Genomic DNA, 11,765 nt, shown 5'->3' on the forward strand with positions numbered 1-11,765 from the left:
GAGCGGAGCGGCTCGAACCGCGTGGGCGGCCGCGTCTCCTGACGGGAAGGACGGTCAGGGACGGCCGGTACCCGATGGTGACCGGACCGCTGGTCGTTACCATCCGCTGTGACCGAAACAGCCGAGACAGCCGAAGAACCCCTGCGCCGCGCACGCATACTCGCCGACCTGACGCCCCTGCGGACCTCCGCCGACTACCGGCGGCTCTGGTTCGGGAACACGGTCTCCTGGATCGGGCAGGGGATGACGGCGCTCGCCGTGTCGCTCCAGGTCTACGACATCACCGGGTCCGCCTTCTCGGTGGGGCTCATCGGGTTCTGTTCGTTCCTGCCGATGGTCGTCTTCGGGCTGTACGGCGGTGCGGTCGCCGACACCATCGACCGGCGCAAGCTGGGGCTGGCCAGCTCCGCGGGGTCGTTCGTGCTCTCCGTCGCACTGGTCGCCGCCACCGTCGCCGGGGTGGAACAGGTGGGGCTGCTGTACGCGGTCGTCGCCCTGCAGGCGGCCTGCTTCGCGCTCAACGCCCCGGCCCGCAGCTCGATGATCGCCCGGCTGCTGCCGGCCGAGCAGCTGCCCGCTGCCAACGCGCTCACCTCCATGACCAGCACCACCGGAACACTGGTCGGACCGATGCTCGGCGGGCTCGTCGTCGGCTGGTGGGGGTACCGGGCCGCGTACACCGTCGACGCCATCACCTTCACCGCCTCGCTGTACGCGATGTGGCGGCTGCCCTCGATGCTCCCGCAGCGCGAGGAGGGCGCGGGCGACAAGCGGGCGTCCGTCGCGGACGGGCTGCGGTTCCTGGCGGCCAGGCCCAATCTGCGGATGACCTACCTCACCGACCTGTGTGCCATGGTGCTGGCCCATCCCCGGGCGCTGTTCCCCGTGGTCGCCGTCGTCTGGTTCGGCGGGGACGCGAAGACCACCGGGCTGCTGGTCGCCGCTCCGGCGCTGGGGGCGCTGCTCGGCGGGGTCTTCTCCGGCTGGCTGGGACGCGTCCGCCGCCACGGACTCGCCGTGCTCATCGCCGTCGCCTGCTGGGGCACCGCCGTCGCGGTCTTCGGTCTGACCCGTCAGCTCTGGCTCGGGCTGATCCTCCTGGCGCTCGCCGGATGCGCGGACAACACCTCGATGGTCTTCCGGAACACCATGCTCCAGGCGGCCGTTCCGGACGAGATGCGAGGACGGCTGCAGGGCGTGTTCATCGTCGTCGTGGCGGGCGGACCGAGGCTGGGGGACTTCGTGGCCGGATCGGTCGCCGATCTGACCACGCCCGGCATGGCGGTGACCGGCGGCGGGATCGCGTGTGTCGTCGCCGTGTCACTGCTGGGGCTGCGGTGGCGCGGGTTCGCGCGGTACGACGCGAAGAACCCGCAGCCCTGAGAGCCTGTCGGGTGACCTTCGATCGGAGAGCGGACGCGGCGTGGTGCGTGCGATTCCAAGGAGCCGGGACGGCCTCGGACGGGGTCTCCTCTGCTCCTTGAGAGCTCGGGGAAGGAGCTGCCAGGGCATTTCGGCAACGCCGGAGGGCGTCCCCCCTGACCCTCAAGGCCTTGGGGGAGTGCGTGTCATGCCGTGGCCGCCCGATCAGAGGTCGCCCGACAGGCCGTGAGGCTCAGTCCCGCGACGGCCGCGGTCCCACGACGCTCCGGGCGATGCCCAGTTCCACCAGGTCCTGGGGGCGAAGCCGCAGTTGGTCGGCGGTGGCACGCACCTCGTCCGGACCACGCTTCAGGATCGCCGCCGCCAGTTCCGGGGCGATGACCGAGAAATAGCTGTCCCGGGTGACATGGGTGTTCCCCGGTGACGCGAGCGCCAGCGCGCCGCCCGAACCGCCCTCGCCGATCACCAGGGTCGTGACCGGGACCCCGGCCCCGGCGATCGCCGCGAAGGCGTCCGCGATGGCCGCGCCCGCGCCGGCCCGTTCCGCTTCGGCGTCGTTCGCCGCGCCAGGGGTGTCGATCAGGGTGAGCACGGGAACGCCGAGCCGGTCGGCCAGCCGGATCACCCGGGCCGCCGTGCGGTATCCGGCCGGACGGGTCGCGGTGCCGCACTGGGCGACGTACGCGATCGTCCGCCCGTCGCGCCGCCCGAAACCGCAGCGCAGCCCCGGATCCGTACCACCGCAGCGGTCGCCGCTGAGCGGCAGCAACTGGTCGAAGTACGCGTCCAGATACGCCTCGGCGCGGGGCCGGGAGGAGGCGCGGGCCTGCCGGACCGCGTCCCAGCCGGTCACCGGGAGGTCCGTGGCGCAGAGGGCGTCCGGCACGGGAGCGGGCCCGGGGGCCCGGGAACCGTCGGTGTGGAGTGCCCGCAGCCAGTCGGCCACCGTCCGCGCGAGCTCCGCCCGGGGGACGATCGCGTCTATCTGGCCCGCGGCCAGCTGCCCCTCGGCGGTGTAGGCGTGCGGATCCGCGCCCACGGGCCGCACCCGCGAACCGGCGAACCCGACCTGGGCGCCCGGCAGCGCCAGGATCACATCGGCGCCGGCCCCCAGCGTGGCCCAGCCGCCGCCCGTCGTCGGGTCGCGCAGGACCGCGAGCTGCGCGGGACCGGCCGCCCGCAGCCGTGCCGAGGCGCGGGCCACGCGGTGCAGCTGCGTCAGGGCGACCATGCCCTCCTGCATCCGGCTGCCGCCCGTCGCGATCAGCGAGACCAGCGGAAGCCCCGAGGTCCGGGCGGCCTCGTAGGCGGCCTCCAGCCGGTCCCCGGTGCACCGGCCCAGCGAGCCGCCCAGGAAACCGAACTCGAACGAGACCAGGACACAGCGCATGCCGTCCACGGAGGCCAGGCCGTGGACGACCGACTCCGCCTCGCCGGTACGGGCGGCGGCGCGGGCCAGGGAGTCCGCGTACCCGGCCCAGGAGAGGGGGCCGTCCCCGGCGGTGTCGGGGCCGGGGGCGGCGGATGCGGTGAGCTCCTCGAACTCGGTGGTGACGGCCGCGATCGCCGCCCGCGCCGTCAGCCGCTCAGACACCGAGCGACCGCTTCATGATCTTGCCCAGGTCGTTGCGGGGCAGCGCCTCCAGGTAGCGGACTGTACGCGGGCGCTTGTGCGGGGCCAGCTGGGCGGCCACATGGTCCGCGAGTTCGTCCCCGGCCGGAGGCGCGGCAGGGTCGGCCGGCACCACCCAGGCGACGATCCGCTCGCCCAGATCCGGATCCGGCTCGCCGGTGACGGCGGCCTCGCGGACGCCCGGGTGGTCGAGGAGCGCGTTCTCGATCTCACCGGCGCCGATCTTGTACCCGCCGCTCTTGATCAGATCGGTGGCCTTCCGGCCGACGATCCGTACGTAGCCGTCGGGGTCACGGGTGGCCATGTCCCCCGTCCGGAACCAGCCGTCCCCGGTGAGCGCGGCGGCCGTGGCGTCGGGGCGGTTGAGATAGCCGGTGAAGAGGTTCGGGCCGCGCACCTGGATCTCGCCGATGGCGTCGGGGCCGGTGAGGACGGTGCCGTCCTCCTCGACCAGACGGAGTTCCACCCCGCGCAGGGGCGCGCCGACCGTGCCGGGGCGCGGCTCGCCGTCGGCCCGGACGCCGGTGTTCATCAGGGTCTCCGTCATGCCGTACCGCTCGATGACCCGGCGGCCGGTCGCCGCCGCGATCCGCTCGTGGTCGTGGACCGGCAGCGCGGCCGACCCGGACACCAGCAGCCGGGCCCCGGCCAGTGCCTTCGCCAGCCCGGCCGCGCCGGGGCCGGAAGCGTCGAGGGCCTCGGCCAGCCGGTGGTACATGGTCGGCACGCCGAAGAGCATCGTGCCGCCGGACGACAGCTCCCGGGCCACCCCGTCGGTGGAGAACCCGCCCAGGTGCCGCACCGAACCGCCACGGCGCAGCGGCCCGAGCACGCCCAGGATCAGACCGTGCACATGGAACAGCGGCAGGGCGTGGACGAGCACGTCGTCGCCGGTCCACTGCCAGGCGTCCTCCAGCGCGTCCAGCGACGCGGCGACGGCCCGGCGCGGCAGGACCGCCCCCTTGGGCGGGCCCGTGGTCCCGGAGGTGTAGACGATCAGTGCGGGGGACTCGGGGGAGGGCTCGGGAAGCGCGGCGCCCTCCCGGCCGTCCGGGGCGGTGTCGACGTCGATGCGGTCCAGGGCGGCCAGCGCGGGCGGGAGCACGTCCCCCGCCCCGGCCAGCACCACGCCCGGTTCGCTGTCGGCCACGATGTGCCCGAGCTCGCGCGTCCCCGTCCTCGGGTTCAGCGGCACCGCCGGCACCCCGGCCCGCAGCGCCGCCACGACGGCGACCACGGTCCCGGGCGTGGGAGTGGCCCAGACGGCGACCCTGCCCGCGCCGGTCAGCCGGGCGGCGAGCGCGGTGGAGGCGGTGGCCAGCCGGGCGTACGTCATCGAGTGTTCGCCGAACCGGATGGCCTCCCGGACGGAAGCGTCGGCCGGTACGCACAGGAGAGGAGTCACCCACCGCACCCTAACGGCCTGCCCCCACGACGGGGAGTGGGCTTCGGGCGCCCCGTGACCGCGCTGTGGGGGCCCGCATCCGCCGTGGGGCCGCGCCCTGCTCCCGCTGGAGCCCCCGCATGCGCCCGTACGCGTACGCACACCCCGCCGGCGCCGGATCCGACAGCAGCATGAAACCGATCGAGTACGACCCCTTCGCGCTGTGGATCGCCCCCATCACAGGCGGTGGTACGAAGCCGCCCAGGCCCCCCGTCGCACCGACGATCCCCGTCACGCTGCCCGCGTTCGCCTGCGGCGCCAGCCGCCCTCGGACCCGTTCCGGGCGCTACGTGCGAAGCCACGAACCGGACAAAGCTGCGACAATCGCGGTATGGACCGGCTGGACAGGGAGATCCTCGGCATCCTGCAGGAGGATGCCCGGATCTCGTACCGCGATCTGGGTGTGCGGGTCGGACTCAGCGCGAACGCCGCGGCCGACCGGGTGCGGCGGCTGCGGCGCGACGGGGTCATCCGCGGCTTCACCGTGATCATCGATCCGGCCGCCGACACCCGTACGGGCCTGGTCGTCTTCATCGATGTGACACTGCGGATCGACACGACGAACGAGGTGTTCGAACGGTCGGTGCTCGCCCTGCCCGGCATCACCGAGGTGATCCATGTGACCGGCGGCCACGACTATCTCGTGCGGGCCACCGTCGCCGACACCGCGGCCCTGGACGGACTGCTGCGCAGGCTGAAGCGGGAAGCCGGTGTCGCCCACTCCAACACCCGCATCGCGCTCAGAGCGGCGCCTGCCAGATGACGGTCGGCGAGCGCGAGCCGTCCTCGTCGCGGCCGTCGTCGGCCACGGCCAGCCGTACCGCGGGCCGCCCGTCCGGCAGCACCGTCGTCGCGTCCACCTCCACCTCGATGGCCGACACCCCCGCCCGCCGGTGCGCGGCGGCGAGCGCGCCGCGCAGCGCGGCGAGGAGCTGCCGGTCCACGGGCTCCCGGACCAGGGCGTCGACCGCCCCGTTGAAGTGCACCGAGGGCTGGAAGCCGAGGACGGCCGCGGCGCCCCCGGTCTCCCGCAGCACCAGTCCGCGGAAGGTGGCGGGGGACTCGGCGGGCGGCTGCTGGAGGGCGAAGATCGCCGTCCGTACTTCCTGAATGGTCGAGTCCAGCTCGTCGACGGCCCTGCCGAGCAGCTCGTCGGTCTCCGGGGCGGCGGCCCTGCGACGGGTCGACTCCAGCATCATCTCGGTCGCGAACAGCCGCTGGACGACCAGGTCGTGCAGATCCCGGGCGATCCGGTCCCGGTCCTCGTACACCGCGAGCTGCTCCCGGTTGTGCTGGGCGTCCGCCAGGACCAGGGCGAGCGCGGCCTGCGAGGCGAACTGCGAGGCCAGCTGCCGGTCCACGGCCGTGTACGGGCGGGCACCGCGCCGCCGGGGCAGGGCGAGAGTGCCGATCAGTCGCCCGCCGCTCTGCAGCGGCAGCATCATGCTGGGACCGAACCGCGACCGCACATGCGTCGTCATCCGAGGGTCGGTCGCCGAGTCATCGATGAACACCGGCTCCCCGCCGAGAAGTTGGACCAGAACGGCGGAGCCGGGCTCGATGGTCGTGCCGACGATCCCGGCCGGGTCGTCGAGCGTGGACGCGGTGACGATCTCCATCCCGCCCTCCTCGTTCGGCTGGAGGATCACCCCGGCACTGGCGTCGGCGAGCGTTCTGGCCGCTTCGGCGACGGTCATCAGCGCGTCGGCCGCGTTCCCGCCCGTCAGCAGGGTGGTGGTGACGGCGGCCGCCCCCTCGATCCAGCGCTCCCGCTGCCGGGCCGCCTCGTACAGCCGGGCGTTGCCGATCGCGATTCCGGCCTGCGAGGCCAGCACCCGCAGCAGCGCCATGTCCGTGTCGGTGAAGCGGCCGGTGCGTTTCTCGGTGAGGTAGAGATTCCCGAAGACCTGGCTCTGCACCCGGATCGGCGCCCCGAGGAAGGAGTGCGCGGGCGGATGGCCGGGCGGCACCCCGCAGGAGCGCGGGTCGGCGGACAGGTCGTCGCAACGCAGCGGCTGCCCCTCGTCGATGAGGACGCCGAGCATCCCTGTGTGTCCGTCCGGGAGGCGGCCGATGCGCCGACGTCCCGCGTCGTCGAGGCCGGAGGTGAAAAGCTCGCCGATGGTGCCGAGTTCGGGATCGAGCACGCCGAGCGCGCCGTACCGGGCGCCGATCAGCGCGGTGGCGGTGTCCACGAGCTGCTGGAGAGTGGCCCGCAGTTCGAGAGCGGTGCCGACGCTCAGCACCGCTTCCAGGAGCACCGGCAGCCGGGGCGACGGGCCGGTGCCGGACGGGGCGGTCGTTCCCTCGTCCGAGGGCTCCGCGGCCGTGTTCGCCGCGTCGTCGGTCATGCGCCGCACCCCCCGAGGTGTTCAGCAGGCGAGCGGGTCGAGGACCAGCGGCTGGATCTGACCGTCCAGCATCGCGCCGAGTCCCAGCACGGAGCACACGTCGGGCCGCTCCGCGATCTGTACGGGCACACCCGTGGCCTCCCGCAGCATGTGATCGAGACCGGGCAGCAGCGCGCTGCCGCCGACCATCATGATTCCGCAGTCGGCGATGTCGGCGACCAGGTCGGGCGGGCAGTCCCGCAGGATCTTGCCGAGACCGTCGAGCACCGCGGTCAGCGGGGCATGGATGGCCTGGCGCAAGGCCGCGGTGTCGACGTGCACCGAGCGGGCCAAACCGGTCGCCACGTCACGGCCGTGGATCTCGGTCGTGGCGGGACCGCGCGCGGTCAGACCGCTGCCGCTGAGCGCCAGTTGCAGCGGGCGTACGGACTGGCTCGGCAGCATCAGCTCGTGGTGCTGGCGCAGATGCTGGATCACCGCGTGGTCGATGGCGTCGCCGCCGATCGGGATGCGTACGGCGGTCACGATCGAGCCGAGGGAGAGCACGGCGATCTGGGTGGTCGCCGCCCCGCACACCATGATCATGGAGGCGGTCGGCTGCTCGACGGGGAGCCCGCAGCCGACGGCCGCCGCGATCAGCGTGTCGACCAGCTCGACCCGCCGGGCGCCGAGCCCCACCAGGGTCTCGACGGTGGCCCGCTGGGCGAGCGGATCGCTGTCGTGCGGGGTGCAGGCGGCGGCCCGCAGCCGGGGCTTGCGGCGCAGCTGGCGGCGGAGCTTCTCGCCGAGCAGCTGGCGCAGCATGCGCTGGGCCATCTCGATGTCGATGACCGTTCCGCCGGTCACCGGCCGGACCACCCGGATGTAGTCGGGGGTGCGGCCCGTCATCTGTTCGGCGAGTTCACCGACGGCGATGAGGGAGCCGGTACGGGTGTTCACGGCGGCGGCGCTCGGTTCGTCGACGACGAGTCCGGGCCCCTTGACGTACACACGGGTCCGGGCGGCCCCGAGGTCGACGGCGACATGGCAACGGCGCAATTGCTCAAGGCTGACGGTCACGGCGGGTTCTCCCGGGAGCGCGGATGAGGTACCGGCGGCAGCCGGCTCTCCTGGCATCGTGCGCCGTTCGGAGTCATCGCGCGCGTCGGGGTGAGCCGTAGGAGGGACGGGGCTGACGGGGTGACAGCGGAGCGGCGTACACGGAGGTCAGCCGGGCAGCAGTCGCTGGAACAGCCCCCAGGTGAATTCCGCGACATGGCATTCACCCGTTCCGGGCGCGGTGATCGCGAGTGCCCACCGGGTCGGCGCGCTGCCCTCCATCGGGCGGGCCGGTGCGAAGGCCCGTGCGACCTCGTCCACCGTGGCCGACCAGGGACGCAGATCCTCGACCGAGCGCAGCTCGGGACCCGCCCTCCCCGGCGTCCGGACCAGCCATTCGTTCCATACGGCCCCGCCCGGCGCGACCATCACCTCGAAGCAGAGATCCGGCCAGAGGGGCACCGGCCACAGCAGCGCGTCGCACTCCAGATCGCCGATCGTGCGGTGCGTGGACGATGCGGGCTCGCCGAGCACCGAACGGTAGCGGCGCAGGGCGCCCCGTCCGCGGGGCGCCCGCACCATGGCCTGCCAGCGGCGGTTGGCCTCGCGCATCTCGGCGAGCGAGGCGCTCAGCTCCTGCCGGGCGTCGGCGACGAGATCCGGTTGGTGGTCGGCCATCCGTCGCAGCAGGACGAGCTGGAACTCACGAGGGCCGAAAGGCGGGTTCGCGGTCACGGAATCAACACTTCCACACAGAACCCTCACACGAGCGGCTTTCTTGGTTGTCCTTTTGGCATCTAATCTGCGGGCGCCATGGATTATTGCCACCCGTGTCAGCGGCATCTCAACGGTGCCCTGGCCTGTGCCGGATGCGGAACCCCCGTCGAGGCGCTGAGCCCGTACGTCACGCCCGCGTTCTCCGCACGCGAGCCGGACGCGGTGCACGAGACGCCCGCACCGCCCCGTCCCGGCGGCCGGCGTCGTCGGGAGCACGGTGCCGACCGGCCCGCGCGCGCCACCCGCGGATCCCGCGGGGCGGACCGACGGGGCGGGGGAGAGGAGCCCGCCGCCCGGGAGGGGCGCGGCCGGCGCGCGCACCGCCGCCGCGGCCGGACGGCCCTGTTCGCCGTCCTCGGCGTGGTGCTCGCCGCCGGGGTGCTGAGCCTGGCCCAGCTGGCCATCGAGCCGAACGGCGACGACCGCGCCTCGGACTACGTACGCGAATCGACCGAGGTCACGTCCGAACCGGCCCCGGACCCTTCGGCGAGCGACGCGCCCGAGCGGCCCGGCCCGGTCGACGGTCCCTCCGTGCTCCCGGTCACCGATTCACATCCCGCCGACGCCACGGGCGCGGGCACGGCGACCGGCGACGCCCGCCCCGAGGGCTCCGGCGCCGAGCCCGGCCCGGCCTCCGCCGCGCCCCCGGGTGCCACGGACGATCCGTCGCCCGACCCCGACCCCGGCACCGACGAGGAAACGCTCGCCGACCCGTCGGACACCGCACGGCCCGACGACGGCCCGACCCGGCCGGCACCTGCGACGTCGCCCAGCCCCAGCCCCACCCCGGCACCGACCCGGTCCGAGACGTGCTGGTTCCTCTTCTTCTGTTCGTGAGCGGTCCATAGCGGTCCGCAGTGGTCCGTAGTGGTCCACGGTGATCTATAGCGGTCCGTAGTGGTCCGCAGTGGTCCGTCCGGTCGCGTGGCCCGAGGCCGCGCCATTGTCCTCAGCCGCCGAGCGGGCCTCAGTTGCCGAACGGGCCTCAGCCGCCGGACGGGCCCGGCTCGCCCAGCATCCGCCGCAGCAGGTCCCGCAGCACGGTCCGGTCCTCGTCCGACAGTTCGGCCAGGGGCTCCCGGGCGAAGGTGAGCGAATCGCGCAGCTGCTGCGCCGTGCGGGCACCCTTCTCCGTCGGGGCGGCCAGCTTCACCCGCCGGTCGGCCGGATCCGGCCTGCGCTCGACCAGTCCGCGCGACTCCAGCCGGTCGACGATCCCGGTGACGTTCGACGGCTCGCACTTCAGCTTCTTGGCGATCCTGCGCATGGGCATCGGCTCCAGGGAGAGCAGCCCCAGGACGCGCGCCTGCGCGCCGGTGAGCGAATGGGCCGCGGCGGCCTCGTCGTACTCCTCGTAGTAGCGCGCCACGACGGTGCCGATGAGTTCGACGACTTCGAGGGTCAGAGGGTCTGTCCGGGGAGTGGCCATGACATCCAGGATAACCAGTTACTTGACAATATGAAATATTGAGGAGCATGGTTGTTTCACATCATGAAGCATTATTGGTTTCCCGGTCGGCCCCGGCAGGCCGGCGAAGCCTCCCCCCACCCCGTGAGGCATTGAGGAGACCCTGAGCCCATGTCTGCAGCACTTCCCACGTCCGGCCGTGAATGGCATCTGGTCGCCCGCCCCCACGGCTGGCCGAAGGCCGAGGACTTCGCGCTGCGTGAGGCCCCGGTCACCGCTCCCGGCGAGGGGCGCGTCCTGGTTCGCAATCTGCACTTCTCGGTCGACCCCTACATGAGGGGAAGGATGAACGACGTGAAGTCGTACACCCCGCCCTTCGAGCTCGACCGCCCCATGGACGGCGGCGCGGTCGGCGAGGTCATCGCCTCGAACGCGGAGGGCATCGCGGTCGGCGACCACGTCCTGCACGGCCTCGGCTGGCGCGAGTACGCGGAGGTCCCGGCCGCGCGCGCCGTGAAGGTCGATCCGTCGCTCGCCCCGCTCTCCGCCTATCTCGGCGTGCTCGGCATGACCGGACTCACCGCCTACGCGGGGCTGTTCGAGGTCGCCTCGTTCAAGGAGGGCGACGCCGTCTTCGTCTCCGGCGCGGCCGGTGCGGTCGGCAGCCAGGTCGGCCAGATGGCGAAGCTCAAGGGCGCCTCGCGGGTCATCGGCTCGGCCGGTTCCGACGAGAAGGTCAAGCTCCTTGTGGAGGAGTACGGCTTCGACGCGGCCTTCAACTACAAGAACGGCCCGGTCGCCGAGCAGCTGCGCGCAGCCGCCCCCGACGGCATCGACGTCTACTTCGACAATGTCGGTGGCGAGCACCTCGAAGCGGCGATCTCCTCGCTCCATGTGCACGGCCGCGTCACCGTCTGCGGAATGATCGCCCAGTACAACGCCACCGAGCCGACCCCCGGCCCGCGCAACCTCGCCCTGGTCATCGGCAAGCGGCTGCGCATCCAGGGCATGCTCGTCGCCGATCACGCCGCGCTCCAGTCGCAGTTCGTCCAGGAGGTCGCCGGCTGGCTGGCCTCGGGCGAGCTGAAGTACCGCGAGACCTTCGTCGAGGGCATCGAGAACGGCTTCGACGCCTTCCTCGGTCTGCTGCGCGGCGAGAACACCGGGAAGATGATCGTTTCCCTCGCCTGACAGCCGCTTCGGCGCAGGCGTTAGGCTCATCCACAGGCCGTCGCGATCGTGGGCGCGAGTCGCGGCGCACAGCAGAAGGATATTTTCGATATGGCTCTTCAGGACATCACCGTTGCCTACACCGCCGTCGCCACCGCCGAGAACGGCCGTGACGGCCGCGTCTCGTCCGACGACGGCAACCTCGATGTCATCGTCAACCCGCCCAAGGCCATGGGCGGCAGCGGCGCCGGCACCAACCCGGAGCAGCTCTTCGCGGCCGGTTACAGCGCCTGCTTCCAGGGCGCCCTCGGGGTCGTGGCCCGTCAGGAGAAGGCCGACATCTCCGGCTCCACGGTGACCGCCGCGGTCTCCATCGGCAAGACCGCCGAGGGCGGTTTCGGCCTGGAGGTCGCGATCAGCGCCACCATCCCGAACGTCGACGCCGCCACCGCGCAGTCGCTCGTCGAGAAGGCCCACCAGGTGTGCCCGTACTCGAACGCCACGCGCGGCAACATCAAGGTCGAGCTGTCGGTCGTCTGACCGCTCACCGCCGGCCGAGGG

At 72.8% G+C, this 11,765-nt stretch carries 11 protein-coding genes and 1 pseudogene; 5 read left to right on the top strand and 7 right to left on the bottom strand.

The features are described from left to right. Positions 1–108 precede the first annotated feature (108 nt). Positions 109–1,383, top strand: a complete 1,275-nt coding sequence (locus ACIQCZ_RS09560; protein ID WP_402281005.1) for an MFS transporter — start codon at positions 109–111, stop codon at positions 1,381–1,383. A gap of 232 nt (positions 1,384–1,615) precedes the next feature. On the opposite strand, the gene ACIQCZ_RS09565 is transcribed toward ACIQCZ_RS09560, so the two are convergent. The 3 genes and pseudogenes from ACIQCZ_RS09565 to ACIQCZ_RS09575 all read right to left on the bottom strand — a co-directional run. Further along, positions 1,616–2,977 (bottom strand): carboxyl transferase domain-containing protein, encoded by a 1,362-nt coding sequence (locus ACIQCZ_RS09565; protein ID WP_402281007.1) that lies wholly within the window; start codon positions 2,975–2,977, stop codon positions 1,616–1,618. Continuing rightward, the gene (locus ACIQCZ_RS09570) at positions 2,970–4,430 is read right to left on the bottom strand and encodes an acyl-CoA synthetase (RefSeq protein WP_402281008.1); all 1,461 of its coding nucleotides are present in this window, start codon (positions 4,428–4,430) and stop codon (positions 2,970–2,972) included. The genes ACIQCZ_RS09565 and ACIQCZ_RS09570 overlap by 8 nt, the downstream gene beginning before the upstream one ends. A 1-nt stretch (position 4,431) precedes the next feature. After that, positions 4,432–4,716, bottom strand: a pseudogene (locus ACIQCZ_RS09575) (hypothetical protein); the annotation flags it as partial. A 75-nt stretch (positions 4,717–4,791) separates the two neighbouring features. Between ACIQCZ_RS09575 and ACIQCZ_RS09580 the strand changes: the two are divergent. Continuing rightward, positions 4,792–5,223: an Lrp/AsnC family transcriptional regulator gene (locus tag ACIQCZ_RS09580; protein ID WP_351075681.1), complete on the top strand. Its 432-nt coding sequence runs from the start codon at positions 4,792–4,794 to the stop codon at positions 5,221–5,223. Here ACIQCZ_RS09580 and ACIQCZ_RS09585 read toward each other — a convergent pair. The 3 genes from ACIQCZ_RS09585 to ACIQCZ_RS09595 all read right to left on the bottom strand — a co-directional run bounded on the left by ACIQCZ_RS09585 (position 5,201) and on the right by ACIQCZ_RS09595 (position 8,584). Next, positions 5,201–6,811, bottom strand: a complete 1,611-nt coding sequence (locus tag ACIQCZ_RS09585) for a GAF domain-containing protein (protein ID WP_402281009.1) — start codon at positions 6,809–6,811, stop codon at positions 5,201–5,203. The genes ACIQCZ_RS09580 and ACIQCZ_RS09585 overlap by 23 nt on opposite strands. A gap of 21 nt (positions 6,812–6,832) precedes the next feature. Next, the gene (locus tag ACIQCZ_RS09590; protein ID WP_402281011.1) at positions 6,833–7,870 is read right to left on the bottom strand and encodes a rod shape-determining protein; all 1,038 of its coding nucleotides are present in this window, start codon (positions 7,868–7,870) and stop codon (positions 6,833–6,835) included. A gap of 147 nt (positions 7,871–8,017) precedes the next feature. After that, positions 8,018–8,584 carry a hypothetical protein gene (locus ACIQCZ_RS09595; RefSeq protein ID WP_402281013.1) on the bottom strand — a complete coding sequence of 189 codons (567 nt, stop codon included), beginning with the start codon at positions 8,582–8,584 and terminating at the stop codon, positions 8,018–8,020. 78 nt (positions 8,585–8,662) lie between these two features. Here ACIQCZ_RS09595 and ACIQCZ_RS09600 point away from each other — a divergent pair, with 78 nt between their 5' ends. Further along, on the top strand, positions 8,663–9,463 hold the full coding sequence (locus tag ACIQCZ_RS09600) for a hypothetical protein (protein WP_402281015.1): 801 nt from the start codon (positions 8,663–8,665) through the stop codon (positions 9,461–9,463). A gap of 148 nt (positions 9,464–9,611) precedes the next feature. Here the strand turns inward: ACIQCZ_RS09600 and ACIQCZ_RS09605 are convergent, their stop codons facing one another. Beyond that, positions 9,612–10,055: a MarR family winged helix-turn-helix transcriptional regulator gene (locus ACIQCZ_RS09605; RefSeq protein WP_402281017.1), complete on the bottom strand. Its 444-nt coding sequence runs from the start codon at positions 10,053–10,055 to the stop codon at positions 9,612–9,614. Between the two features lie 150 nt (positions 10,056–10,205). Here ACIQCZ_RS09605 and ACIQCZ_RS09610 point away from each other — a divergent pair, with 150 nt between their 5' ends. Both ACIQCZ_RS09610 and ACIQCZ_RS09615 read left to right on the top strand, forming a co-directional pair. Beyond that, positions 10,206–11,225 (top strand): NADP-dependent oxidoreductase, encoded by a 1,020-nt coding sequence (locus tag ACIQCZ_RS09610; RefSeq protein WP_402281019.1) that lies wholly within the window; start codon positions 10,206–10,208, stop codon positions 11,223–11,225. A gap of 90 nt (positions 11,226–11,315) precedes the next feature. Then, complete coding sequence (locus ACIQCZ_RS09615; RefSeq protein ID WP_402281021.1) at positions 11,316–11,744, top strand: organic hydroperoxide resistance protein; 429 nt, start codon at positions 11,316–11,318, stop codon at positions 11,742–11,744. Positions 11,745–11,765: the final 21 nt, after the last annotated feature.

The sequence above is a fragment of the Streptomyces sp. NPDC093149 genome, assembly GCF_044754145.1.
GTDB lineage: Bacteria > Actinomycetota > Actinomycetes > Streptomycetales > Streptomycetaceae > Streptomyces.